Source organism: Psychrobacter cibarius, assembly GCF_904845955.1.
GTDB classification, from domain to species: Bacteria; Pseudomonadota; Gammaproteobacteria; order Pseudomonadales; family Moraxellaceae; genus Psychrobacter; species Psychrobacter cibarius_B.
This window is the reverse complement of record NZ_CAJGYX010000003.1, coordinates 383,451-408,036: the sequence shown is the minus strand read 5'-3', so window position 1 is coordinate 408,036 and position 24,586 is coordinate 383,451. Positions and strand designations below refer to the sequence as shown.

The 24,586-nt window shown below is 41.9% G+C and carries 25 protein-coding genes; 7 read left to right on the top strand and 18 right to left on the bottom strand.

All coding sequences use genetic code 11. The annotated features are described in order from the left end of the window. Window positions 1-351 (bottom strand): IS630 transposase-related protein, encoded by a 351-nt coding sequence (locus JMV76_RS14845; RefSeq protein ID WP_227690088.1) that lies wholly within the window; start codon window positions 349-351, stop codon window positions 1-3. A gap of 310 nt (window positions 352-661) precedes the next feature. Here JMV76_RS14845 and JMV76_RS14840 point away from each other — a divergent pair, with 310 nt between their 5' ends. Then, window positions 662-913, top strand: a complete 252-nt coding sequence (locus JMV76_RS14840) for a chlorhexidine efflux transporter (RefSeq protein WP_227690230.1) — start codon at window positions 662-664, stop codon at window positions 911-913. Beyond that, window positions 871-1,104, top strand: coding sequence for a chlorhexidine efflux transporter (locus JMV76_RS14835; RefSeq protein WP_227690228.1), 234 nt, complete (start codon window positions 871-873; stop codon window positions 1,102-1,104). The genes JMV76_RS14840 and JMV76_RS14835 overlap by 43 nt, the downstream gene beginning before the upstream one ends. Window positions 1,105-1,231: 127 nt before the next feature. Here JMV76_RS14835 and JMV76_RS08460 read toward each other — a convergent pair whose 3' ends face one another. Next, the gene (locus JMV76_RS08460) at window positions 1,232-2,029 is read right to left on the bottom strand and encodes an enoyl-CoA hydratase/isomerase family protein (protein ID WP_201502342.1); all 798 of its coding nucleotides are present in this window, start codon (window positions 2,027-2,029) and stop codon (window positions 1,232-1,234) included. A gap of 472 nt (window positions 2,030-2,501) precedes the next feature. Between JMV76_RS08460 and JMV76_RS08455 the strand changes: the two genes are divergently transcribed. Beyond that, entirely contained in the window at window positions 2,502-3,314 is an 813-nt protein-coding gene (locus JMV76_RS08455) for an alpha/beta fold hydrolase (protein ID WP_201502341.1), read from the top strand. Window positions 3,315-3,565: 251 nt separating this feature from the next. Here JMV76_RS08455 and JMV76_RS08450 read toward each other — a convergent pair whose 3' ends face one another. The 8 genes from JMV76_RS08450 to JMV76_RS08415 all read right to left on the bottom strand — a co-directional run bounded on the left by JMV76_RS08450 (window position 3,566) and on the right by JMV76_RS08415 (window position 10,347). Beyond that, the gene (locus tag JMV76_RS08450) at window positions 3,566-4,630 is read right to left on the bottom strand and encodes an HpcH/HpaI aldolase/citrate lyase family protein (protein ID WP_201502340.1); all 1,065 of its coding nucleotides are present in this window, start codon (window positions 4,628-4,630) and stop codon (window positions 3,566-3,568) included. A 213-nt stretch (window positions 4,631-4,843) separates the two neighbouring features. Beyond that, on the bottom strand, window positions 4,844-6,040 hold the full coding sequence (locus JMV76_RS08445) for a cysteine protease StiP domain-containing protein (RefSeq protein ID WP_201502339.1): 1,197 nt from the start codon (window positions 6,038-6,040) through the stop codon (window positions 4,844-4,846). 63 nt (window positions 6,041-6,103) lie between these two features. Beyond that, the gene (locus JMV76_RS08440) at window positions 6,104-6,931 is read right to left on the bottom strand and encodes an HAD hydrolase family protein (protein WP_201502338.1); all 828 of its coding nucleotides are present in this window, start codon (window positions 6,929-6,931) and stop codon (window positions 6,104-6,106) included. 82 nt (window positions 6,932-7,013) lie between these two features. Beyond that, the gene (locus JMV76_RS08435) at window positions 7,014-8,321 is read right to left on the bottom strand and encodes a phosphoribosyltransferase domain-containing protein (RefSeq protein WP_201502337.1); all 1,308 of its coding nucleotides are present in this window, start codon (window positions 8,319-8,321) and stop codon (window positions 7,014-7,016) included. A 46-nt stretch (window positions 8,322-8,367) separates the two neighbouring features. Continuing rightward, window positions 8,368-8,799, bottom strand: coding sequence for a J domain-containing protein (locus JMV76_RS08430; RefSeq protein ID WP_201502336.1), 432 nt, complete (start codon window positions 8,797-8,799; stop codon window positions 8,368-8,370). Then, window positions 8,765-9,325 (bottom strand): IS630 family transposase, encoded by a 561-nt coding sequence (locus JMV76_RS08425; protein ID WP_201502335.1) that lies wholly within the window; start codon window positions 9,323-9,325, stop codon window positions 8,765-8,767. The genes JMV76_RS08430 and JMV76_RS08425 overlap by 35 nt, the downstream gene beginning before the upstream one ends. Beyond that, window positions 9,264-9,605: an IS630 transposase-related protein gene (locus JMV76_RS08420; protein WP_201502334.1), complete on the bottom strand. Its 342-nt coding sequence runs from the start codon at window positions 9,603-9,605 to the stop codon at window positions 9,264-9,266. Before JMV76_RS08420 ends, JMV76_RS08425 begins: the two co-directional genes overlap by 62 nt. 43 nt (window positions 9,606-9,648) lie before the next feature. Next, a complete protein-coding gene (locus tag JMV76_RS08415; protein ID WP_201502333.1) occupies window positions 9,649-10,347 on the bottom strand; it encodes a hypothetical protein in 699 nt (232 codons plus the stop codon). Between the two features lie 144 nt (window positions 10,348-10,491). Between JMV76_RS08415 and JMV76_RS08410 the strand changes: the two genes are divergently transcribed. Continuing rightward, complete coding sequence (locus JMV76_RS08410; RefSeq protein WP_201502332.1) at window positions 10,492-11,340, top strand: IS630 family transposase; 849 nt, start codon at window positions 10,492-10,494, stop codon at window positions 11,338-11,340. Between the two features lie 323 nt (window positions 11,341-11,663). Here the strand turns inward: JMV76_RS08410 and JMV76_RS08405 are convergent, their stop codons facing one another. Together JMV76_RS08405 and JMV76_RS08400 are read right to left on the bottom strand one after the other, a co-directional pair. Next, window positions 11,664-12,917: a trypsin-like peptidase domain-containing protein gene (locus JMV76_RS08405; RefSeq protein WP_201502331.1), complete on the bottom strand. Its 1,254-nt coding sequence runs from the start codon at window positions 12,915-12,917 to the stop codon at window positions 11,664-11,666. Between the two features lie 87 nt (window positions 12,918-13,004). Then, window positions 13,005-14,168, bottom strand: a complete 1,164-nt coding sequence (locus tag JMV76_RS08400; protein ID WP_201502330.1) for an ATP-grasp domain-containing protein — start codon at window positions 14,166-14,168, stop codon at window positions 13,005-13,007. 330 nt (window positions 14,169-14,498) lie between these two features. Here JMV76_RS08400 and JMV76_RS08395 point away from each other — a divergent pair, with 330 nt between their 5' ends. The 3 genes from JMV76_RS08395 to JMV76_RS08385 all read left to right on the top strand — a co-directional run bounded on the left by JMV76_RS08395 (window position 14,499) and on the right by JMV76_RS08385 (window position 17,226). Then, entirely contained in the window at window positions 14,499-15,788 is a 1,290-nt protein-coding gene (locus tag JMV76_RS08395; RefSeq protein WP_201502329.1) for a TerD family protein, read from the top strand. Window positions 15,789-15,877: 89 nt separating this feature from the next. Then, window positions 15,878-16,399, top strand: a complete 522-nt coding sequence (locus JMV76_RS08390) for a helix-turn-helix domain-containing protein (RefSeq protein WP_201502004.1) — start codon at window positions 15,878-15,880, stop codon at window positions 16,397-16,399. After that, complete coding sequence (locus tag JMV76_RS08385; RefSeq protein WP_201502079.1) at window positions 16,387-17,226, top strand: IS3 family transposase; 840 nt, start codon at window positions 16,387-16,389, stop codon at window positions 17,224-17,226. Before JMV76_RS08390 ends, JMV76_RS08385 begins: the two co-directional genes overlap by 13 nt. A 125-nt stretch (window positions 17,227-17,351) precedes the next feature. On the opposite strand, the gene JMV76_RS08380 is transcribed toward JMV76_RS08385, so the two are convergent. The 6 genes from JMV76_RS08380 to rlmKL all read right to left on the bottom strand — a co-directional run bounded on the left by JMV76_RS08380 (window position 17,352) and on the right by rlmKL (window position 24,543). Further along, window positions 17,352-17,960, bottom strand: coding sequence for a TerD family protein (locus JMV76_RS08380; RefSeq protein ID WP_087813709.1), 609 nt, complete (start codon window positions 17,958-17,960; stop codon window positions 17,352-17,354). Window positions 17,961-18,069: 109 nt separating this feature from the next. Beyond that, window positions 18,070-18,822, bottom strand: coding sequence for a TIGR00266 family protein (locus JMV76_RS08375; protein WP_045451333.1), 753 nt, complete (start codon window positions 18,820-18,822; stop codon window positions 18,070-18,072). 171 nt (window positions 18,823-18,993) lie between these two features. After that, window positions 18,994-19,569, bottom strand: coding sequence for a TerD family protein (locus tag JMV76_RS08370; RefSeq protein ID WP_201502328.1), 576 nt, complete (start codon window positions 19,567-19,569; stop codon window positions 18,994-18,996). Between the two features lie 469 nt (window positions 19,570-20,038). After that, on the bottom strand, window positions 20,039-21,103 hold the full coding sequence (locus tag JMV76_RS08365) for a DUF475 domain-containing protein (protein WP_045445375.1): 1,065 nt from the start codon (window positions 21,101-21,103) through the stop codon (window positions 20,039-20,041). Window positions 21,104-21,377: 274 nt separating this feature from the next. Continuing rightward, window positions 21,378-21,953: a TerD family protein gene (locus tag JMV76_RS08360; RefSeq protein ID WP_055123872.1), complete on the bottom strand. Its 576-nt coding sequence runs from the start codon at window positions 21,951-21,953 to the stop codon at window positions 21,378-21,380. A gap of 286 nt (window positions 21,954-22,239) precedes the next feature. Beyond that, entirely contained in the window at window positions 22,240-24,543 is a 2,304-nt protein-coding gene (rlmKL, locus tag JMV76_RS08355; protein WP_201502327.1) for a bifunctional 23S rRNA (guanine(2069)-N(7))-methyltransferase RlmK/23S rRNA (guanine(2445)-N(2))-methyltransferase RlmL, read from the bottom strand. Window positions 24,544-24,586 lie beyond the last annotated feature (43 nt).

Here is a 24,586-nt window from a genome sequence, read left to right as displayed (position 1 = left end):
CTACTCTGATACTGAGCTCTCTTTATCAGACATGCTTTTGGATGCTCCAGTGTCTTTTTTTTGACTGATGCCAAGACGCTTTAGAGCATTGAAGATGCCCGTTTTACTACAATTTAATCGACGAGCTCTTTCGTAGTTATAATCATCAGGGAATCTTCTTACGTCTTCAATCAATGCGTCATCAGGTATTTTAGTCGGTGCTTTATTTCTGGTTGTTTTAGGGGCTAAATTCTGCTGCCAGCTGTGAATGGTGCTGGTGCTAAGTCCATAAAACAGGGAAGCTTCACGTATGGTCATACCATTAGCGATGCTAGAAAGTACCTGCTTGCGATAGTCTATTGAATAAGTCATCGTTTATTTCATTAAATGCAATTGTTAATAGGATTGTATCGGTTTTATTTGGATTAGACTATACATCAGTCTAGAGTATTAAGGGTTAAAGGAAAATATAGGAAGTTAATAAATAATGCTGCTTTAACCAGTCTTGGGAAGTAGCTAAAAGCTAGGTTTTCCAGATAGCTTTATAATAAATTTATCTCATGTATAATATAAGTGCAGGCGGAAACCGTGGCTCTGTACTGAATCTATCTTTTCTATCTCGGGACGGACCGATACTTTGATAGGCACTTCTTGTTTACGCTCAAGTGCTCTGGAGTCTTGGTTGATTACTTTATCCCCACTCAAACGTCGTATCGTCTATGTGACTATCTTCGAGATTATCGCTATTATTTCTTCTACTTTTGTATTGATGAAACTTAGCGGTAGCGACGCGGCAGAATCCTTACCAGTTGCTGTGATGGTGTCATTGGCAGCAGTGATTTGGAACTTCTTATACAATACAGCTTTTGAAGCGTGGAACGTCGTAAGCATGTGGCAAAGCGCACCTTACTCATTCGCAGTGCGCATGCATTAGGGTTTGAAGGCGGCTTGGTATTGATTTGCTTACCGCTATATATGATTTGGTATGACGTTGGTTTAATCAAAGCCTTTATGATGGAAGCGGCGTTACTGCTATTTTTCTTGGTTTATACCTTTATCTTTACCTTGGGTTTTGACAAGATATTTAGCTTACCGCATCACTATAAGACAGCCTCTGATTCTTAAGAGTTAAACGTGTTACTTAAAGATATGCTTAATACAGAATTTTCTTGATACTGTATGACCCAAAAATAAAAGGCTGCCATTAGGTAGCCTTTTTGATGATAGCGCAAAAAAGAGTGTGATCAGGTTATTATTTACCTTGATAAACTGGCTTACGTTTTTCCATAAATGCGGTAATACCTTCTTTAAAATCATTTGTTTTAGCAAGCATGGTCTGTTGATCCACTTCCATATCGAGCGCTTCATTGAGGCCCATATAAGCGTGCGTGTTAATCATATGCTTCATTGACGCTAATGCTTTTCCGGGCAGATTGCTCAGGCGCGTTGCCAATGCCAATACGCTAGCATCCAGCTCGTCGCTACTGACCACATCATTAACCAAGTTTAAGCGTGCCATATCTTCCGCTTTGAGTTTATCGCCAAGCATGACCATCTCAGTGGTTTTAGCCACACCGATCAATTGATTCAGTAAATAAATGCCGCCAGCATCTGGTATTAGACCGATATTGACAAAGGCTTGCACAAATTTGGCATTGTCAGCGGCTATGCGAAAATCACAAGTCAGTGCCAAGTTCATGCCAGCACCTGCTACTGCGCCTTCTAATTTAGCGATAATAGGCTTATGAATATTACGCAACTTTAAGCTAATCTCAGCGACTTCGCCAACCATGAAATTTAGCTTATTCGAAAGCGCCTCGCTTTCCATGCCGTTTTCTAACATCTCACCGATATGCCCGCCACTTGAAAAGTTATTGCCTGCGCCTTGCAGGATGATGACTCTGACGTCTTTATCTTCATCTGCATTCGTCAGTGCGTTCATCATGGCATCTTTTAGCACTGTGCTAAAGGCATTCAGTGTTTTGGGATCGTTCATCGTGATGGTTGCGATATGGTTTTCTACTTGATATTCGACGAGAGGGTGTGACATGGTTAATATCCTTAATTGAGTTTTCTATAAAACGTTTTTGGTAACACTAGCTATTGGCAGTAAATGTGACAAATAATGCAATGCCAAATACTATAGCAGTTTGAGCTTATTATAAAAGCAGGATCTGTGCGCGCTTAAGACATGATTCAGGTATGGTGTTTTTTGCTGCTATCATATTGCTAAAATTATTAAACCTACCATTCAAAAATAAGGCTACTATCTGTAGAAAGGTTGAATTATGCTAAGGCATGTCCTCAATTCAATCGAGCATTCTCTACATGGGCTAAAAATGGCTAAATTTTGCCAAACTGCGTCAACTAGCTGATGAATATATCGATATTATTTGTGCTATTTTCCTTGTTTGGTGGCAATCTATCTCATTTTTTTTACCATTTTTAAAATGAAGACACGCTCTAGAAGGCAGGTTTTAAAAGACTGATTTTTTATTTATTAAACCAACAAGGAAGTGGTTATGCCAATTATTCATGTCAATAATGTTGAACTTTATTATGAAGACAGCGCGCCAAACGATAAGCAAAAACCCGTCATGGTATTTGCCCACGGTCTGCTGTGGAATACACACCTATTTGACAAGCAAGTTGAGTATTTCAAAGCTGGTTATCGCTGTATTACGTTTGATTTTCGGGGACAAGGTCAGTCTGAAATAACCAAGTCTGGCTATGATATGGAAACCTTAACCGAGGATACATTGGCATTATTAAAGGCACTAGATATTCATAAATGCCATTTGTTAGGGTTGTCGATGGGTGGATTTGTCGCCCAGCGTGTCGCGCTCAAACGCCCTGAGCTATTGCTGTCGCTTACCCTGTTAGAGACTTCTGCTGATCCTGAAGATCCCAAAAACGTGCCGCAGTATCGTAAGCTGGTCAAAGCCATTCGTTGGTTGGGTCTCAAACGCGTGAGTAACAAGGTCATGCCTATTATGTTTGGCAATACTTTTTTGACAGATAAGTTGCGTAAGTCTGATCGTAAGCAGTGGTTAACGATGCTACAAGGCAATCGCAAAGGCGGAGTCATTAAGGCAACAACGGGCGTCATTGAGCGGGCAGGCACCTACGATCAGCTAGGGAGTATTACGGTGCCGACATTAATTGTGGTTGGTGATGAGGACACAGCAACCCCTTATTCAAAGGCTGAACGTATGCATTTTGCGATTGCAGGGTCTAAATTGGCAGTGATCAAGGGCGCTGGTCATACCGCCACCGTAGAAGAGCCTGAACAGGTCAATCGAGTGATTAACACCTTTTTAGCGGACTGTGTCTAGTTTTGAGTTGGTCTTGAAATAGCCTTAAATAAGGCATCGTTTTAATAGTAATAGAGTGATGACATCTTTGTGCTAAAAAAGCCGTTATCTTGAATGTGATAACGGCTTTTTTATTGAGCGCATGTAAAAGAGTGCATTTAAAATATTGATTTGAAATATTAATTTGAAATTAGGGCACGTAATCATTTTTAGCCCATTTAGGCGCTTTCGTTCAGATTGAGGACATGCCCTATTAACCTTAAGACTTTTATTTATAACCGTGCCGTATAGTCATTATTACCGTCATCAAGGGTGCCACATGCCTCGGCACGATTGACGATTTCTGTTGCCCACGCGCGATGGGTAGCAGGCCCTAGCATAGTATTATTATATTTAAACACCGCTTTCGCCTCGCTATGCAAGATTGCTTGCGCCTCATCTAAAATGCTCAATGGTACGCAATAGGCTTGTTGCACCAGCGCAATTTGGCTTGGATGAATGACCGTTTTGCCGACCAATCCTAAGCTAACATCGCGGGTTAGCTCTTGCATAAATAGCGTTGGCTGATCCAAATATTCAAAGACAGGCGCTGTTAAATAAAAGCCATGCGGCACAAAGCAGCCGAGCAGCTGATAGGCAAGGGTGCCGATAGGAGTATCATAAACGATGCTGTTTTTGGGACGGCGCAAACGCAATGCTGCAAACAAATCATTGCCGCCGATACGTAAGGCAAAAACTGGCTGGCTAAAGGCTTCTTTAAAACCAATGGCCAATTCCTGATTATGGTGCGGATTAAATAGCGCTGCGGTTTCAAGCGTCGGCATCAATAGTTGCTCAGTGCTCAGATTTTGACAAGCCATACGCCAATTAGACAGACTATACATATCGACTTTTGGCATGACAAAGCCATCAATTAAATCGATATGGGCAAAACCTGATAGCTGCTCTAACATCGCTGGATGACGCGGGCGTATAAATACCAGCGGGCGTGTTGGTTGCTCAATCTGAATGTCGGCATGTTTCGATGGATCATTGATGCTATCGACATGCGTCGCCCATGTATGCAGCAACGTTTGCAAGCGCTCAAGTGCCAGCTCAACATCATTATGGCTGACGGCATCTTCTAGGCAGATGATAATACTATTAATCGTTGGTAATTTATCACGCTTAATGACTTGCCAAATATCTTGGCGAGTTGCTGGCATGTATAGGCTAGCCCCCAACTGATACGGGTGATGCGCATGTGGTTTGAGCATCGCATGACGCTCAGTAATAAGGTGAGCGTAAGACTGGGTATTTTGATAAAGAGTAGACTCGTTGTTTTGCATATCTGACATAATTGGCATCATCAATAGTGATAAGTGAATGGGTATAAAATCTAAGAGGTATCATCAAGTGGCATGGCTCAGCAGCAATGACCGCAAACCCAAAAATACGTTTGGTAATGTCAAATTCGTTTAGCCGACAAGAAGGAGTACTTGTACTTTTTTCTTTCGCTGCTTTGGTTTTGAGATGGGTCTGGTTTATAAAAACCGCGAGAGTAGCAATGATTAATGGTCTTCGCTACGTTGCTTGATAAGCGGGATGGCTTGATAGGGATGTATTTTATCACCTAATACACTAACAATGATATTTCGCTGGGCACATAAATGTCTTAGCAGTATGGTATCAGGATGATCAGCGCTGGCTAACAGTATGCGTTCAGGGTCACGGCGCAATATCGCCCGTGTTGCCTCTGCAATCGTTGGCTTAATGCGGTTACGATTGCTGATATCGTAGTCTGCTGCCAGCTTGTCGATTAAAGCAGCTGTCTGATAGCGCGGCTGCTGAAACGTCGGCAAGCATTGCAAAGGTGGGGCTAATGCACGGCGCGCTGCATCGATATGAGCGATGAAAGCTAAGCTATGGTCGACCTCAATTAAGTTATCATAAAACACGCTGCGGTGTAGCCCTAATGCTGGCTCGGTATATAAGCTACGTGATATAAGCCCCGACACCGTACTATTTAATAGCCCTGACGGAATTAGCCAGTCATCAATGCTAGCTGCAAGCCAAGCAACGCCAGCTGGATCAGCCAGCGTTAATAAGGGAATAACACCTGCGCCTTGATGAAAGATATTGGCAAAGTTTGCATGGCTAGGATCGCTAAATTTTTCTAAACTATAAGCAAGCTCTTGATAAATCGCGCCTTTACCCGTCCAGCCGTCAACAAATACGATAGGACTGTCTGGATGAGCATTTAATATCATTTGTAACGCAACTGGATCAAGTCCGCGGTCGCGAATGATGCTGATTCCATAATGCATGCTCGGCAAAGCAGAGCTGCTATTAACGTCTGCTAACGCACGCTGCAACAAAACGCCAACTGGCAAACCTGCGCGCACCAAACTGACTAAGACTAGCGGGCGCTCATTACTAACGGTATGTTCATTTCGAGATTTTTGAAAAATATGATGTAGCGTATAAGCCAAATTAGCAATATCAGTGGCAGTCCTCTCAGCTCCTTGCTCTAATGCTTGCGTGTATAGCTGCTCATGCATAGCAGTAGGCGCTTGCTCCAAGGTCAACATATCAGAATAATGACGTTGCCCACTTTGAATAAGTGCTTCTTTTTGACTGACTGGCACATCGGCGACCGCGTCTTTAGCGACTATATCGAGCAGTACGGTCACATCACTGGCAAGATAGCTGCCTGAGCCATATGCCTCTAATTTTTGAATATTAGGGTTCGTTATATGATGGGTCATAAAATAATTTCTACTTCTATAAACGGCGGCGATTATTGTTTTTATTTAGGAGAGGTTAAGTGTTTAGAATGATTGAGAGCTAAGTAGTTCATGCAACTGACCATGATTGGGCATACCATACCAGTCAAGCAGCTGTAAAAATGGTAAATCAGCCAGACTGTCACCAAAGCCAAAACTTGGTCGTTGACTGTCTAAATGATTAGCTAACAAGAACTGTACAGCATGGCGCTTATGAACTGCGTGCGGCAATATCGCTAGATTATTCGCATTCACATGCACATAAAAATCCTGCTCAAAGTCTCGTATTAACGTTGGCAGTTTTGCAGCGAGATCTACTAATGCTTGATGGTCTTTTTGCCCATGCTTAATAGCCAGATAAATGGTTAATTCTCTATCATCAGCGCCATTACTAAAGCTATCGATATGTGGTGTAAAGACCAGCTGGCTACTGTCATTTTTGCTGTGATTCGCGAATAGCTTGCTCAGCTGCTGCAATTTTTCTTGCAATGGCGCAAGCTTACTATACATATGCTGTTGCCACTGGGCTTGTAACATACCGTCTTTGTCAAGAATAATCGCGCCATGAGTCAAAATTTGCCAGCTATCAAAAGGCAGTTTAACGCGCTGGATTTCACTACGGTCACGTGCCGTCACTACGATTAGATCAGTGCTAGCAAGTAGCCAGTTAAAAAACGTGGCTTGGCGCTGACTCATAAAACTTAATGGCTCGCCTTGTTTGTTAACGGTTGCGCAAACTAAGTTTTCAGTTTCAGTGGTGGGTAAGTCCCATACGTCAATTTTACGCTGAGTTTGAAATAGCGTATCGTCCAAATCCATCAGCGCGTAAGGCTTAACGATATCAGGATTGGCTTGAAAAAATGGGCTGGTCATAAAGGTGTCCGTAAGGGTTGAATGTGAAAAGCAGAGCGGGATTTAGAGGATAGTTGTAAGAAGACAGTTCTTATAAAATAATTTACAGCGTCGGACTCACCACCAATACATTCTCTAAACCTTTCCACATAGCATCAACGCTATCAGCGGACGTTTCCACACACAAGACAATCAAATCCCAATCGCTAAGTGTAACGTTATATGCAAAGTTGGTCATACCAAGCCCATAACTATCATTAAAACTTAGCATCGAGGTAATTGCACCACCAAGCGCAATCGGTGAACGGGTTAACGCACTAAAATTAACCGTATTCTTACTATTCTCTACATGCGTATTTTGCGCAAGCCATTCCGCCAATAAAAACGGTAACCAAACAAACTCATTACTGCCCAATACTAAAATTCGCTGTGGCAACTGTTCTTTATCAAACGGCTCTTTCTCAGGTTGAGCTTGCTTGTTAAAAACGTTAAAGGCAGTTTGAAACCTCAAAAGATAATGATCAAACCCATCGGTGCTATCTAGGGTTGGGAAACGTCCCCAATTACCAGTATTACCTAGAGACTGACTGCCTGCTTCAGTTGTATCAACCGATGGCATCGTGATCGGTTCGGGATTGGGCGCATCCGTCCAAGTCCATGCACCAGACAGTAGATGATGACGTTGAAAGTAGATATTGGGCAGGCGTTTTGCGATTTGGTCAGATACAGCCTCATTTACATCGGCTGCATTCTGATTCTGGTTTAAAGACCAATCAACCAAAGTGGTAAGATGTACTTGCTCTAACTGGTCAAGTCCTGCGTTACGAAGGGCTGTGACGACATTGACGCAAGTATTGCCCGTCGATGCTTCATCATCCACCATAATCAAGGTTTTGCTCGCTAGTAACTGCGCTTGGGTCACTGTATCTGCACTTTGATAAATGAGATGCTGGCTGGCATGACTGTGGTCTTCGCTGAAAGTGGTTAATAAAGAGTCGCTGCTACTGTCATGAATGTCATCATGTTGCGCATGACGCGTAGAGTTCAATAGTAAGGAATTGGGATAACGCGTTTGCAGCGCTTGGTGCACACCAGCCGATAAGCCAACCGCCGTCTCTGCCATACCAATGACTAAAATCGGCTCAGGCAAATCGCTAGGAACCAAATTCGCCAAGTCAGTAAAAGCATGACGCATGATGCTAGGAGCTACTGGAATATGACGACCTAATACTTTTGAGACAAACAGAAAGGCACGTTTTGGGTTAATGCGTTGTGCAAAGCCAAGTAAGTCTTCTAATTGATAATCGTTACTTGGTTCTGCCCCATTTTTCGTAGTGGCTGAATTGGTTTGATAGGTTAAATCAAGATTGCCGCGTGGTAGGGTAATGGTGCAGACATAGCTTTTGTTCATGGAAATACTGTTTGTAGTCATATAAAGGTTTCAACGTTATTGAGTGCTAAAATCGTAGTGTTTCTTTTGCAAGGTTTAGTTCTTGAGCTTTTTCTTGAAGTACCAGTTTTACAGATTCAGGTAAGTGAGTGTATTTGTCAGGATGAAAGTCTTTGATCTTTAACCTATAAGCTCTACGCATTTCTTCGATAGTAGCTCCTTCTAACAAACCAAGAATCTTTAATGCTTTTAGATTATCAGAAGCTTCTGTAGGTTTGTCTTGGTTTTTAAGGGTTTCAAAACCAGAGTAAACATCCTCTAATATTTCATTGCTAATGCCCATTAATTTGCTCAGATTTTTAATCTCTGCTAGACCTTTTTCTATATGCAACCATTTTCCTGACTCTAGGTTATTGATTATTATCCGAGCTGATGCATAGAAAACAGTATTCTTGTCATTATAGTCAATCCAGAATAAAATTGGTACAACCCATATCATGAAACAGCTTAGGTAAATTATTCTCCATCCACCCTTGTCGTAGAAACTTAGCCTGTGCCCATTTTTTTTCAATAGGGTTTAAATCAGGGCTGTAAGGCGGTAGAAATAACAAGCGATGACCATGCCTGTTGAGTAATCTCTGAACGCGTTTATGAAAGCTGGCGTTATCCATGACGATTACGCATTTTATTTTAAGACTTGGTATTAGCGTGTTTTTGCACCAGTTGTAGAATATGTCGCCATTGATATTCTTTTCGAAGTAATCAAGTGCAAATAACGCTTTTTCATATAAGGCACCAATAACATTGGTGCGTTTTTTACCTTGCCAGTTATAGCTATCGATGCAAGGGGTACCAATAGGTGCATAGCCATGAGAGCGGATGGTCTCAGCCTCGAAGCCACTCTCATCCATGTATACAATTGAATAGCCTTGAGCGATGTAGTCGCCCAGTTTACTTAGATATTTAGCTCTGTTTAATGGGCAAGCTTTTGGATGCTCTAAGGTCTTTTTTTTGACTGATACCAAGACGTTTTAAAGCGGCCTCGATGCCCGACTTACTACAGCCAAAACGCTGTGCTCTCTCGTACATGTAATCGTCTGGATGCTGTTCAACATCTTTTAATAAAGCTTCGTTAGGTATTTTACTGGGTGGTTTATTGCGAGTGAGTTTAATACTAGGATCTTTGAGCCAATTCTGTAGCGTGGCCTCACTAATGTCATAAAATGCACAAGCTTGTCTGATACTCATATCTTGTTGTTCGACACTTTTAATCACTTGAGCACGGAAGTCTGCTGAATAAGTCATAATCTTTTTACTTTTCGCTTGTTTTAAAACTACTGTACCACTTTTATAAAATATCTACTATAGTAGTATTTGCTCTATTATTGAAATCCTTAACACATTCTCTCAAATCTATTGAAGTACCTGATAAGATTTTCATTTGATTTTTTAAAAAATCTCGTTCTTCTGGATTGCTTTCTATGTGATTTGAAAAAACATTTTTGATAACTTTGATATTGTCTTTGGACCAAGATTTTGAATCATTAGAATCACCTTTTTTTATGGAGTAGTAAGCCAAGATTTTTATTGTAGGAATGAACCATTCCATAAGTAAAAAAGAGCTAGAGCTTATACGAATTTCCTCTTGAGATTTGAGTTTATCGAGAATAACGCCATCCTTTAAAAGCGTAATATTAAACTCTAAGGTGATATCTTTATTTCTAGGCAAAATTAAAGCATTGATAGGCACACTTATTGAGTAAGGACCATTATTATCGTTATTGCGAGCACCAGTTATAAAGTTACCTTCTTCATCATTAAAAATATCATAATAACTTTTTACATTTTGTCCTTGATAAGCAAGTTCAAGAATAACAACTTCTGTTCCATAAGGAATAGTATCCATACTTAAGTGTAGATACTTGCCCTCTAGCTTCGTAGTGTAGGAATAGTTTCTAGTGGCAGTATTATCTGAAACACTTTCATCGTCATTTGACAAAGCACCTATTATGAAAAAAACAGCAACTAAAATTATTATATAAATCATATCTATTTGCTTACTTTAGTTATTAATTTTTATTGGAATTTTTTATTACATTTGTACTAAAATTTTTGCTTTGTATATATATAGTCAATCCCACTTAAAAATGTTATAAACTAATTATCAAATTCAATTGTTATTATAAAGACCATGACTTACTCGCTAGATTTTCGCAAACAAGTACTAAAAAGCTTAGACGAGGGTATGACCTTTGCCGAGGCAGCTGAGTTTTATAATCTGAGCCCAACCACCATACAAAACTGGAAGCGGCGTGTTCATAGTAAAACAACCAGGCAAACCAAACCCTATAAAATACCAGATGATGTGCTACTTAATGATGTCAAAGAACATCCCGACGATTACCAGTATGAGCGAGCACGTCGTCTAAACTGTAGTAAAACAGGCATTCATCATGCCCTAAAGCGCCTAGGCATCAGTCAAAAAAAGACCTTAAAGCATCCAAAAGCGTGTCCGATCAAAAGAGCGATATATCACAGTAAGCTTAATAGCTTTACGCAGCAAGGCTATCCCATCGTTTATATGGATGAAAGTGGCTTTGAGGCTGAAACTATTCGTCCTTATGGCTATGCACCGATTGGTAAGCCTTGTATCGATAGCTACAACTGGCAAGGTAAAAAGCGAACCAACGTTATCGGTGCTCTATATGAAAAGATGCTGTTTGCACTAGATTACTTTGAGACAAACATCAACAGCATCGTTTTCTATCACTGGTGCAAACACAAGCTAATCCCAAGTCTTAAAACCAAATGCGTGATTGTCATGGATAATGCCAGATTTCATAAGAGCAAACGCATTCAAAAGCTACTGAACAGGCACGGTCATCGTATTCTATGGCTGCCGCCGTACAGCCCTGATTTGAACCCTATTGAGAAGAAATGGGCTCAGGTGAAGTTTCTACGCCAAGGCTGGATGGAAAACGACTTATCCAAATTGTTTTATGATGTTTGTCCTAAACATAACAATTTTATTTTGAGCTGACTATAGTTTGAAATAAAAAAGGTACAATTATTATTACGTGCCACTAAAGTTGATGCTCTGTGCTTGCTGTACCTACGCAGATAGAAATTGCTAAAAACTCATTTGAGTAGCAGTGTATGCTTTTAAAAGTTGAGTAACTATAACTTTCTAATTATTTAAGTTAGATTTTATCAAGGTTAAAATTTTAAAAAATAGGGTGTAGCTCAACACTTGTTATTTCTAAGCCGGGTTATTATGATAGCGCGTATCGAAATAATCAACTACTAAATAAATCAAGTGTTTAGATGTATTTATTTAAGGTTTGTCAATACTATAATGAATCATTAACCCTGACAACCTACTAACCACAAAGCACCACGGCTTTTTTTACTTAATTGTGGTGTGGTCAACGCGGCAGCTGTCGTGCGTAACATGCCAGATGAGTCAGACAAATTATCTAAACTAATTCCAGCGCTCGCGAGTAGGGCGGATAATAACTGAAATTTCACCGCATAGTTCATATTTTGTGCATGCTCATGGACGAGGCTGGACGTTACCATGCCGATAACTTCACCAGTCGGCAGTAATAAAGGGCTGCCACTAGAGCCTGGCTGAATAGGTGCAGTAAATTGCAGATAGCGAATATCATCGCCAAACCCTGTCAGTCCTGAGATGCAGCCTTGTGTTACTTGTAATTGGCTACTCAATCCTGATAACGGAAATCCCAAGGTGATGATGGTTTCACCCAAATTATCAGTACAACGCTGTGCTAAGGGTAAATAACTTGGCAGCGGCTCGCTTACTCTAATAATGGCTGAATCACTACCGATATCGCTGATTACCACTTGCGCTTCACGATCGGGCTGCCCTTGCTGACGCACACCAATCATCGCCGCCGATTCAATGACATGATAACAAGTCAGTAAATGATAGGGATCGATAGCAAACGCTGTCCCTGTCCAAGTTTCACCAGACTGAACTTGTCTGGGCGGACGTGCGTCACTGTTAGGATAACCTTGCTGCTGTGCGCGCTGGGCATCTTGGATGAGGGCATGCGTATCTGGCGGACGCATATCAAGACTCACTTGCACACGATTCTCAAGACTTGCCAGTCCTTGGGTGGAGCTTTCACCAAGGGCGCGGCATTTAAATTGTCCATTGCGTCGGTATATCTCTAATATGATCGCCGCTTTAACATGGCGTTCACTTGCGGTAAATTCATAACGAATATCGCCTTCATTGAGGGTTAAATTTACTTTGCTTAATTCAACGGCAGGTAAGTTTAGGCTTGGATCATGATAAACATAAGCAATCAGTTGTAAAAAGCTTGCACCTTGTTTATCAAACAATGCAGGCAAATCCAATTTCCATGCATTTGGATCATCTGGATCATCTTTGCTATTGAGCTGCGCCCATTCCTTCGGTTCATGAAGATAAGCAGGACTACAAGCGGCTTTGCGATGCTCATCCAAAGGTAGCCATAATAGCCCAAGCTGCTCGCCAAACTTTGACTGATCTGTCGTTGCAAAGGCGACCGAACAATTCGATGTCGCGATGACCGTATTTGCCCCTAACACTAACGTGGTTTGTGCTGTCATCGTTTGCCTCTTATTGAATATATTCGGTTGTCATGGATGTATTATTGTCGATTCATTGCCGTCAGCTTTTTATATTATTATTTTGACTTATTCAGTGATGTCTTCTTCAACTTTTACACCGATCATAATATAGCGTTCTTGGCAGGGGGTAATTTGTTGCTCGATATCAGCCAGTATCGGTTTATCGGTTAAGCCTAGCCAATAAGCAAATCCAACTTGGGTCAAATCCACACCGCTATGGGTGGTGTAATCAATGCCACCAGAAGGGCGACTATTAATCTCAAGCACACGGTGATGACCGTCATCATCGGCTTTGGTTTGGACACTGACGATGCCATCGCAGCCAAAGGCTTTTATGAGTGGAATGACGACATCCATGACTGCTTGCTCGTAGCCGATATGCTGGATTTTCCCTGTTTTATAGCGGGTGACAGCAGCAAATACTTCGCCATATTCACAGACGACATCGATAGAGTACTCTTGCCCTGACAAGTAAGGCATTAGCAGCATGGGAATTGGGCGTTCCTGCACCATGACACTGTTAGCATAAGCATTGATAAATTGCGCCGTATTTATTTTCTTCTCTTCGGTAAAGTATAAATGCTCAAAGCTATCGTACTGTTCCCCATCATTTTTGGCTAAATCTAATCGCCAAAACCCTTGTGCAAAGATTCCCGTGACCGGTTTGACGCATAATGGTTGGTGACCGTACGTAGCAAGTAATGCTTCAAGCTCTGCGACATTATCAAAGCGCCACGCCTCGGCAACGGGAATATTATGCTCATGACACTGCTGCATAAAGGCAAACTTATCATCTATTACTTCTAACGCTGCCACACTCGTTGCACCCGTCAATAAACGAATACCAGCCGCGTCAAACGCCTCACGGTGGGCTTCGTAATCAATACCATTGCGCCCAGTGAGCAGTACTTTTACGTTGCTTTTCTGAGCTTGCTCTAACACAAACTGCCAACGCGGCATCAATGGCTCAATAGATTCGAGTACGACTTGCTCATCGTTCTCTGTGGCGCTCGCAGAAGGCTCACGGTAAATGCTATCGGCAAATTCAAAAATCTCAGGTCTATTGTGGCGGTGTGAAGCGATAATGTTAAACGGAGTATCAGCGTGATTTTTTAGGGTTTGCAGGCTGGCTAACATATCACGCTGGCTTGACTGACCTTCAGCTAACCAAACGGCAGGTGATGCGGCAGTTGATGTTATATGATCGTTATCGTTAGCAGGGGTTTTCATAATTCTCTCAGCATTATCGTAGGTTTTAGATATAATTGAATAATTCACTATCGTCATCGCAACACCATCAGGAATATAAGCGAGCCTCAAACAGCAATCAAAAAACAAGCCGCAATATTGCTAATAGTAGGGGCTATTATATACAAATGCTAAGCGTTATAAATGCTGCTGACAAAATAGCATGAAGGATTTGTAAAAATGTTTTTTAGGGTCATTGGCATGTTATTGAACGGTCGTATGCTTTAAAAGTCAGCGGCCATCCATGCTACTATATGACAATTATTAGCATAACAAACACACGCACATAATAAATAATTCAAAGGATGTATGATGAGCCAAATCCAACCTCAACAACTGATTGCGGGTGCCAATGCGCCACTGCCAACAGATCATATTAGCATTCGTATTTTAAGCCAAAATGCGGTCGATTGCGCGGCATATCGCCTGACAACTGACGGTAAAGTACGCGGCGATGGCGACATGATATTTTATGGGCAGACACGTAGCGATGATGGCAGTGTGAGTTTCCGTGGTCATGATAGCGATGGGTTTTTTGATATCAATTTACCTGCGCAGCCTGCAAATATCGAGAAGATAGCATTAGCGTTTTCTAGTGCGCAGACGCTTGCGCAAGTTGGCGATGTCGATATTCAGGTATTGCAAGGCAGTCAAGTGCTGATGACTTGTCAGTTAAGTGCAGCTGGACGTAATGAAAAAGCCATTATTTTAGCGGAATGTTATCGCCGCCAAGGGAGCTGGAAGTTCCGTTTTATTGCTCAAGGTTTTGAAGGAGGGCTGAAGCCTTTGTCTGAGCATTTTGGTGTTGAAATTGCTGATGAAGCGCCCGCTCAAAGCTCTGTACAAGACCAGTCACAAGGTCAAGCTCAGCCCATCAATACGCAGCGCCCAATTAATACGCAGAAAGCAGGTAGTGCACCTCAAACAAGCACGCCGCCGCCAATTCCTACAGCTTCTCCAAATCCGTCAATTAACTTAAGCAAAATCACTTTAACCAAAAATCAGTCTAGCATCAACCTAAAGAAACGTGATGACTTTGGTAAAATCTCTGTTAACTTAAACTGGAACCAAAATCCGACTGCCAATCAGCAAGCACCCAAAAAAGGCTTGCTAGGCGATCTTTTCAAACAACATAAAGCGGGCGGTATTGACCTTGATGTTGGGGCGATGATTCATCTAAAAAATGGTGAAAAAACACTGATTCAAGCCTTGGGCAATCGCTTTGGTAGCTTAACATCAGCGCCTTACGTGTGTTTGCGTGCTGATGATAGAACGGGACAGGTAAGCGGTGGCGAGTGGCTAGATATTAACGGTCAGCAGTGGTCGCAGATAGAAGAGGTGTTTATTTTCGCCTTTATCTATGAAGGCGCACCCAATTGGGCGCAAACCGATGGAGTGGTGACCATTCATGTGCCAGACCAACCACCAATTGAAACGCGTTTAACGGAAGGTACAGGTAATCTACCAATGTGTGCGATTGCGCGTCTGGTCAATCAGCAAGGTAGTATCAACGTTGAACGTATTAACCAATATTTTAAAGGACATCAAGAGATGGATAAAGCCTTTAATTGGGGCTTTAGTTGGAAGCGAGGGAGTAAATAACAGCTTTAAAAATATTCTTTAGCACACGTAAAAAAATAGCCCATCTGAACTGAACCCCATAAGTTGGACACAACTTATGGGGTATTTTTATGCGTTACGATCTAGACTTTAAGATGCAAGTCATCGCATACTATCGGCAAGGCCATAGTAGTCACGCCACCGCTAAGAAGTTTAACGTCAATCCAGAGTTTGTACTCAAATGGGTTAAGCAATACCAAAGCGGTGGCATAAATGCCATTAAGCCAAAGACAAGTAAGGCCAAATACAGCAGTGAGTTTAAACTTAACGTACTAACCACCATGCTTAAAGAAGATTTAAGTCAATCTGAGGTGGCACTGAAGTTTAACATCAGCTCACCGGCGCTCATTAGTCATTGGCACAAAGCTTATCGACTACAGGGTATGTCTGGACTCGTATCTAAACATAAAGGTAGAACCGCCATGAGCAAACCATTTATCACAGACAAGCCAGATGATGAAAAGAGCTTAGCAGAGCTTAAGCGTGAGAATGAGTATCTACGTGCGGAGAACGCCTACCTAAAAAAGCTAGATGCCTTGCTCAAACAGAAGAAGAAACAAGCTTTGAAAAAGCAAGGCTCATCGAAGGACTAAGAGAGCGCTGCTGTTTATCTGACTTACTTAAAGCCGCTGGTATGCCCAAAAGTGTCTTTTACTATCATAGAGCAAGACTTGAGCGTGATGACAAATACACTGAATTAAAACAGCGTATTGCTAAGCTGTATCATCAGCACAAAGGCAGGTATGGCTATCGCAGAATCACTGAGGCTCTAAAGCAGTTAGGTAGTCATTACAACCACAAGCTCATCGCTAAGCTGATGCGTAACATGAAGCTTAGCGCCAAGATAAGACGTCAGAAGTACCGCTCTTATAAAGGACAACAAGGTAAGATTGCAAAGAACTATTTAAAGCGCCAGTTTACTGCAGATAAACCGAACACACGCTGGCTCACCGATATTACTGAGTTTAAGGTGGGTGATCATAAGCTGTATTTATCACCCATACTCGATTGTTATAACAATGAGATCATCAGCTATACGCTCTCAAAGAGACCCACTTATGACTTAGTTGGTAAGATGCTAGCTAGTGCTTTAGATAAGACAAAGGCGTGCCGTGGTAAAAGATTAATGCTGCATTCAGATCAAGGGTGGCATTATCAAATGAAACCGTTTAGCACGACGCTTAAACAGCATGGAATTAAGCAAAGTATGAGCAGAAAAGGCAACTGTTTGGATAATGCACTGATAGAGGGGTTCTTCGGTACGCTGAAGTGCGAGACGATTTATATTGAGAAACCGAAAACTATTGAGCAGTTAGAGAAACAGATTCATGAGTATATGCATTATTATAATCATGAGCGTATTCAACTTAAATTAAAAGGACTGAGTCCTGTGCAATACAGAACTCAGTCCTTGTTATAAACTAAACCGTCCAACATTTGGGGTTCAGTTCAATCTAATTATAGATGGGCTGTTTTTTATCAATAACGTTGCTTCAAGAGCTCATTTTAACGGATGAACGTAATCCAACTAAAGCTTTGAATCCTTTACGCATGCGGCGTGATGGCAGGCATCAAATCATGAAAGGTGCGACCAGAAGCCGTTTCACCAATCGCATGCATTTTCCACTCATTATTATGACGATATACTTTTGCCATAATCATCGCGGTATGCCCACCTTGCGCTGATAAATTGTAGCGCGCGACTTCCTGATTGTTATTGGCATTGACGATACGACAAAATGCATTTTCTACCGTTTCAAAGGTTTGACCAGTGAAACTATTGACCGTAAATACTAGAGAGACGACATTGGCAGGGATTCTTGAAAGATCGACATTGATAACTTCGTCGTCACCATCGCCGTCGCCAGTGCGGTTATCACCAGTATGGACGATACTGCCATCTTTTGATTTCAGCTGACTGAACCAAATCGCATCGATGGCTTGTTTATTGGTATCAAACATGATGCACGAGGCATCTAAGTCAATTGAGTCGCCGCCGCTACCACCACCGAATAACTTGCCCAAGAACCCACCTTTTTTATCTTGAGGGTTTTGAGCAACGTCCCAGCCTAGACCCAGTTTTACTTGGGTAAGCTCGCCGCCGGCTTCTTTGCTTAGGGAGATTTTCTGACCTTTTTGTAAACTAACTGCCATGTGATATTCCTTATACTACAGTGTTATAGTAATTGTGAGTAGAGGGTTAAATAAAGTCCATGATGACGAGGAGTCGTTGTAACATACAGCTTTAAAAACATAATAATAGCTATAAGATATTGCCAAGCAAACTGTTACTGCCACCTCGACCGCCTGAGCTAGTCCCTAAGACGCTTTGTAGCCAGCCTTGGTAACTATCACGATTACGAGAGCAGATAATGACTTTGCCTGAGCCTGAGAAGTTTAAAACCATACCTTCGCCACTGGTGACCGAATTGATAATATTGCCCATGAAGCCTTTTTTCTTACTGGTGGCGACTGAGAGTTTATATTCCAAACGCGAGTCCCAACAGACCACATGACCGTTATCAATGATGACGTCTTTACCAGGTTCGACATCAATCTCAAACAATGAGCCGAAACCCGATACCACTACCTGACCTTGACCTTGCGTCTGCATCACCATAAAGCCGCCAGTATCACCAAAGACGGCGCCACCTAGATTACGTTGAATCTTAGCCTTCACATCGACACCCGTTTGCGCCGCGACAAATGCGCCATCGCTTAAAGTATATTGCTGCGCACCGCAATCAATGATTTGCATATCACCGTCGAGCGTTGGCGCAAGTAAACAATCGCCTTCACCGTTCACGGCTTCAATCTGTTGCTGAAACAAAGATTCATCATTGGCAAAACGGCGCATAAGTGATTGCATCAGACCGCCTTGCAGCTTACCTTTTAGCTCAAGGTTTGATTCCATCATCACCATTGCATTGGCTTCACAATAGATGGAGTCGCCTTTTTTGAGATTACAATGAAGAAATGGTTCAATGGTACCGATCAAGCTAAACGTGGCGGTCATAGGGTGCGAATCCTTATATCAGTATTCTATACGTTTGTAAGTTATGTCTGTAAGTCGGCTTAACCATAGATTTTCGCTAGCCTATTACTTTTAAAGCCATCAAATGCGATAGTAGGGCACACTTGATGGCTTTTCGGGCTTATATTATTAGCGTTAGATGTTAGTTAGCTCTTAAACATTAACGCCATAAGAAGCCGCTAATGGTCCAAGACCACCACTGAAGCCTTGACCAACGGCACGGAATTTCCAGTCACCACTATGGCGATACAATTCACCAAAAATCATCGCAGTTTCGGTACTACCGTCTTCTGATAAGTCATAACGCGCGATTTCAGCATCGCCATTGTCTTTAACGACACGGATGTAAGCGTCACCCACTTGACCAAAGTTTTGATTGCGGCTTTGACCTTCATAAATAATCGCACAGATAGCGACTTTGCTCACGTCAGCTGGAATGCTAGCAAGATTGATTTTGATTTTTTCATCATCGCCGTCGCCTTCACCAGTACGGTTATCGCCTGTGTGCTCAACCGCGCCATTGTCTGACTTTAAGTTGTTAAAAAAGATGAAATCTTGGTCATTACGTACTTTACCTGCTTCATTGACCAAAAAGCCAATTGCATCTAAGTCAAACTCTTGACCGTCAGTAGCACGTGGATCCCAGCCTAGGCCGACTGTAATATTGGTTAAACCCGGTGCTTCTTTTGATAAGTTTACGTTGCCGCCTTTTGTTAAGCAAATAGCCATATAAATATCCTTTTGATTAATAATTGAGTGGATTGAATGATAAAAAAAATAAACTAAAATAGTGCAGTGGTCGATATATAAATGCAAACAATGAATAAATTGACTCGTATGCCACGCCCTGCATATCATTACGACTTACTATACTAAGCGATTGCTTACTAAGCAAGGCGTATTTTGTGTGATTACGATATGATTACTAAGGGACATATCAATGCTGCAACTCTGATACTTTTTAACCGTCCGAGCAACAGTCGTTAAGGTGTTGTTATCAAAAAGTAAATTAGATCGTCAGGCAGTGCAACATAAAAAAGCACTTATTCAACGGGTGTCAAATAAGTGCTTTAAAGCAAAAACGGGTCATACCAACTGCTTTGGTACAACCCGTCTATTTTTAAACTAACTTTATCTATCCACTTTATACTATTTGATATTAAAAATTTTTGCTTGGTTTTTTAACATCGAACGAGCATCAAGTAATTGATTTGGCTTCTCGCTTACGATAATTGAGTGAAGCAACAAACGCCCAACCAATAAAGGTAATACCAATCAGACCAGTGATAAGCTCTGGTACATGGAATTTCACTGATAGCAGCATGATGATAGCTAAAGCACCGATAGCATAATGCGCGCCATGCTCAAGATAGACATATTCATCAAGGGTGCCTTTATCGACCAAGAAGATAGTCATCGAACGTACGAACATCGCACCAATAGCCAGACCTAGCATAATAACGATTACGTCATTAGTAATCGCAAATGCGCCAATCACGCCATCGAAACTGAATGAGGCATCAAGGACTTCTAGGTATAAGAAACCGATAATACCACCTTTCATAATCGCGCTAGTTGCAGCACCAGTACTATTACCTTGAGCGTCTAGTTCTTCTTCAAGATCACCCTCTAACATACCAGAGACCACTTGTACGCCAAGGTAAACTAAGATGCCCCATACGCCAGCGATTAGGACCGCAGCTGATTGCTCAGGCTTGGCAAATGATACGGCAATCATCAAGACGATAAGTGCGACAAACACACTCATGGCATCGACTTTACCTAATTTTGCCAGACGGCTCTCAAGCCAATCGAACCAGTGTACTTCTTTTTCATCAAAGATGAAGTTTAAGAAGACGAGCAACAAGAAAATACCACCAAATGCTGAGATTTCGGCATGATGCGCCAATAGTCTGGCTGAGTATTCTTTAGGATCATTCAATGCCAAATCGATTACTTGCATCATACCAAGATCAGCGGTAACCGCGACGATGACAATAGGGAATACCAAACGCATACCAAAGACGGCGATTAAAATACCCACCGTTAAAAATATCTTTTTCCAAAACTCGTCCCAGCCTTTAAGGACTGAGGCGTTGACCACCGCATTATCAAACGATAATGAAATCTCCATGACGGCCAAAATAGCGGTAATAGATAGGGTGGTTATCATACCGCCCATACCGCCATGTGAATATCCCCACCATGCCGCGACCGCTAGGGCGATGGCTGTGAAAATAAAGTCTAAATAAAAATGTCTCATGACACATCCTGTCTGGTTGCATAAAGCTAAGGTCGGCCTACTATAGGCGCAAACCACAAAAAAAGCGGTTATCGCTAACCACTTTTTTTGCATAATTCTAAACGAAACATAAAGCATTACTAGTCATTTAGCTATGAATAATTGTGACTATTTTGCAACCATATTTTACAGCCATTATCATTGCTAATGGTGAGTACAAATAGAGGGCTAATACCTGCGTTATATTTTGAGTTTAATTGTCATATAGTAGTCTAAGCATGAATAAGTTATCAAATTAGATAACAACGCCATACTGTTGACACATGGCTTGCAAGCCGCCTGAATAGCCTTGACCAACAGCACGGAATTTCCACTCACCGTTGTGACGATAGACTTCGCCAAATACCATTGCTGTTTCAACAGAGTAATCTTCTGCCAAATCAAAACGTACCACTTCAGTGCCTGTCTCTTCATTCACGACACGAATGAAGGCATTGGCAACTTGACCAAAGTTTTGACTACGAGCCGCCGCATCATGAATAGTAACAGTGACGACAATTTTATCCACATCAGCAGGTACTTGAGTCAGGTTTACTTTGACGACTTCATCATCGCCATCACCTTCGCCAGTGCGGTTATCACCAGTATGCTCAACCGCGCCATTATCAGACTTAAGCTGGTTATAGAAAATGAAGTCATGGTCGCCGCGTACTTTACCTGCCGTATTCAGTAAAAACACACTGGCATCAAGATCAAACTCAGCACCAGAAGTTGCGCGTTCATCCCAACCAAGACCGATAAGTAACTTCGTTAAATTTGGATCAGTCTTGGTGAGCGATAAGTTACCGCCTTTATTAAGTGATAATGCCATGGGGTTATCCTTGTTATTAGAGTGATTAAGGGTTTGATAGTTAAGTTATATAAATAAAAACAATCGCAATAGTGGGATTAAAGCGCTCGTAAATCTACGCTTCACGGTTGCTTAGCTATTACTTAGCTATTACTTAGCTAGTATTTAGTGACGCTCTATCATAACAACAAAAAATGACCCAATCAAAGCTGATTGGGTCATTGTTATGTGTACGACCAGACTGACTATAAAAGATGGCGTCTAAATGCGGTGGTCAACCTTCATATCCATCCATAAACCTAAATTATCATCCCTGACGATGACGAATCTCAAAACTTTGATGAATGGGCTTTTTAATATCAAAATCAAAACCAATGGTTTTTTGCGTGATATCGACAATATCATAACGCTCGGTTAACTGCTCATCGAGCTCAAAGCGGGTAAAGTTATTTGAAAAATATAAAATCCCGTCAGAGGTCAAGCGGTTCATCGCACGATTAATGAGGGCAGAGTGGTCACGCTGCACATCAAAGGTACCTTGGAACTTTTTCGAATTCGAAAAAGTCGGTGGATCGATAAAGATGACATCAAATTGTTCAGTATTGTCTTTAATCCATTCAAAGATATCGGCTGCGACGAATTGATATTTATTGCGGCTAACGTCCAGACCATTTAATACAAAGTTTTGCTTACCCCAGTCTAGATAGTTCTGTGACAAGTCAACGCTAGTGACTTTTTTCGCGCCAGCAAGCGCCGCATGCACACTTGCAGTACAGGTATAAGCAAATAAGTTCAGTACGGATTTATTACGACTGTTGTCTTTGATACGGGCACGCATATTACGGTGATCAATGAACAAACCAGTATCTAAATAGTCCGTAAAGTTGACGTAAAAATAAGCACCATCTTCACGTGCAACGTGGAATTTACCACGCTTTTCTGTGGTGTTCTGTTTGCTATATTGGTCATTACCAGACTGGCGTGCACGAGTCTTAATAAATATTTGTTCACGGTTAATACCAAAAACTTCACGAATACCCATTAATGCCAAGTTGAAGCGTTTTTTAGCCGTCTCAGGTGGAATAGTTTTTGGTGGCGCATATTCTTGCACGTGCACATAGTCGCCATATAAGTCGACGGCGACTTTGAAGTCGGGCAAGTCAGCATTGTAAACGCGCAAATTACTAACCTTGTCTTTTTTAGCCAACTTCTTCAGCTTGGATAGGTTTTTTTGCAAGCGGTTGATAAAGTCTTGTCCCTCTTCCACTTCAATCTCACGTTTTTCGAAGCGACTAACGAGATTGCCCGTTTGTCCCGCAATCAACGTGCCATAGCGGAAATAAACGGTGATAGCACCATTATGACAGCGTAAGGTTTTTGGTTCTTTGATAGGTAAGATATCAACTTGCTCAACATTAGATGCCAATATGCCAAGCATTGGATCGATGCCGCTACCAGCAAAGCTGTCTTGCAAAATAAGCCCAATCGCCTGATATAACGGCTTAATCATCTCTTCGTCACCCAAACGCTCACCATAAGGTGGGTTGGTGATGATTAGAGGATTGCTCAATCGACCGTCATCGACCAATGGCTTCAGGACAGTGCTCAGCTGGTCAAGCGCACGCGTCTCAAGATCAAGTAGTGGTAGTAAATCTTGCAAACCTGCGGCAATCAGGTTTTTCTCTGTTGCTAAAATCGCGCCGCTATCAGCATCAAAACCCAAAATCAGCGGTAATGTATCTGGTTGCTCATTAGCAATTGCTAATGCTTCGCGGAAACGTGTCTGGGCATCATCGATCATCTGTTGCCATAAGGCATCGTTATGATGCTGCCATTGGTAAAAACCAAATTGATTGGCGGCTTTATCGATACCCACGGCATAATCGCAATGCATGAGTAGTGCTTCAATAATAAAGGTGCCAGACCCACACATTGGATCAATTAGCGCATTATAAAAAGGTGCATTGCCTGCTTCGTTTTTCTTGTGCCAGCCTGCGCTATACAGTAGAGCAGCTGCCAAGTTTTCTTTGAGTGGCGCTTCAGTCATCGCCACACGATAACCACGGCGATGCAAACTGGTGCCTGATAAATCTAAATACAGCTCAGCTTGCTTATCATTCACAGTTGCAAATATCGAAAAGTCTGGGTTTTTACTATCGACGTTAGGACGGCTGTCATAAACTTCATTGAACGTATCTGCAATCGCATCTTTGATACGTAGCATCGCAAACTGTTGACTGACGGCGACACGCTTGTCGACCGACAGACGAATGGCAAAGGTTTGTTCTAAACTAAACTGCTCAATCCAATTGACCGATTTTGCCAAGCCATAAAGTTGCTCAGCCACATCGTATTCGGCATTGATGTTTTTGCGTTTAATGAGCATTAATACCCGCGAGGCGACACGTGACCACAAACAAATACTATATAAGTCACGCAAAGTACCAGTAACTGCCAGACGGCCTGTACTTTTGATTTCGCTTGCAATACCAAAACTTGTCAGCTCAGTTTGGAGTGGTGCCTCAAGCCCATCGGCACAGGTGATAATAAGGTCAAGCGACAATTCTGGTGAAGCTGCTGTTAGAGATGCGGGTGCGGTTGTTTCGGTCATACGGATACCTGTGGGCTAAATTGATAAGTAATGCACATCATAA

What these genes read in the sequence shown, in the direction of transcription:
- JMV76_RS14845 (WP_227690088.1), bottom strand. Translation starts at nt 351, where the DNA reads ATGACTTATTCAATAGACTATCGCAAGCAGGTACTTTCTAGCATCGCT.
- JMV76_RS08460 (WP_201502342.1), bottom strand. Translation starts at nt 2,029, where the DNA reads ATGTCACACCCTCTCGTCGAATATCAAGTAGAAAACCATATCGCAACC.
- JMV76_RS08455 (WP_201502341.1), top strand. Translation starts at nt 2,502, where the DNA reads ATGCCAATTATTCATGTCAATAATGTTGAACTTTATTATGAAGACAGC.
- JMV76_RS08450 (WP_201502340.1), bottom strand. Translation starts at nt 4,630, where the DNA reads ATGTCAGATATGCAAAACAACGAGTCTACTCTTTATCAAAATACCCAG.
- JMV76_RS08445 (WP_201502339.1), bottom strand. Translation starts at nt 6,040, where the DNA reads ATGACCCATCATATAACGAACCCTAATATTCAAAAATTAGAGGCATAT.
- JMV76_RS08440 (WP_201502338.1), bottom strand. Translation starts at nt 6,931, where the DNA reads ATGACCAGCCCATTTTTTCAAGCCAATCCTGATATCGTTAAGCCTTAC.
- JMV76_RS08435 (WP_201502337.1), bottom strand. Translation starts at nt 8,321, where the DNA reads ATGAACAAAAGCTATGTCTGCACCATTACCCTACCACGCGGCAATCTT.
- JMV76_RS08430 (WP_201502336.1), bottom strand. Translation starts at nt 8,799, where the DNA reads ATGATATGGGTTGTACCAATTTTATTCTGGATTGACTATAATGACAAG.
- JMV76_RS08420 (WP_201502334.1), bottom strand. Translation starts at nt 9,605, where the DNA reads ATGACTTATTCAGCAGACTTCCGTGCTCAAGTGATTAAAAGTGTCGAA.
- JMV76_RS08415 (WP_201502333.1), bottom strand. Translation starts at nt 10,347, where the DNA reads ATGATTTATATAATAATTTTAGTTGCTGTTTTTTTCATAATAGGTGCT.
- JMV76_RS08410 (WP_201502332.1), top strand. Translation starts at nt 10,492, where the DNA reads ATGACTTACTCGCTAGATTTTCGCAAACAAGTACTAAAAAGCTTAGAC.
- JMV76_RS08405 (WP_201502331.1), bottom strand. Translation starts at nt 12,917, where the DNA reads ATGACAGCACAAACCACGTTAGTGTTAGGGGCAAATACGGTCATCGCG.
- JMV76_RS08400 (WP_201502330.1), bottom strand. Translation starts at nt 14,168, where the DNA reads ATGAAAACCCCTGCTAACGATAACGATCATATAACATCAACTGCCGCA.
- JMV76_RS08395 (WP_201502329.1), top strand. Translation starts at nt 14,499, where the DNA reads ATGAGCCAAATCCAACCTCAACAACTGATTGCGGGTGCCAATGCGCCA.
- JMV76_RS08390 (WP_201502004.1), top strand. Translation starts at nt 15,878, where the DNA reads ATGCGTTACGATCTAGACTTTAAGATGCAAGTCATCGCATACTATCGG.
- JMV76_RS08380 (WP_087813709.1), bottom strand. Translation starts at nt 17,960, where the DNA reads ATGGCAGTTAGTTTACAAAAAGGTCAGAAAATCTCCCTAAGCAAAGAA.
- JMV76_RS08375 (WP_045451333.1), bottom strand. Translation starts at nt 18,822, where the DNA reads ATGACCGCCACGTTTAGCTTGATCGGTACCATTGAACCATTTCTTCAT.
- JMV76_RS08370 (WP_201502328.1), bottom strand. Translation starts at nt 19,569, where the DNA reads ATGGCTATTTGCTTAACAAAAGGCGGCAACGTAAACTTATCAAAAGAA.
- JMV76_RS08365 (WP_045445375.1), bottom strand. Translation starts at nt 21,103, where the DNA reads ATGAGACATTTTTATTTAGACTTTATTTTCACAGCCATCGCCCTAGCG.
- JMV76_RS08360 (WP_055123872.1), bottom strand. Translation starts at nt 21,953, where the DNA reads ATGGCATTATCACTTAATAAAGGCGGTAACTTATCGCTCACCAAGACT.
- rlmKL (WP_201502327.1), bottom strand. Translation starts at nt 24,543, where the DNA reads ATGACCGAAACAACCGCACCCGCATCTCTAACAGCAGCTTCACCAGAA.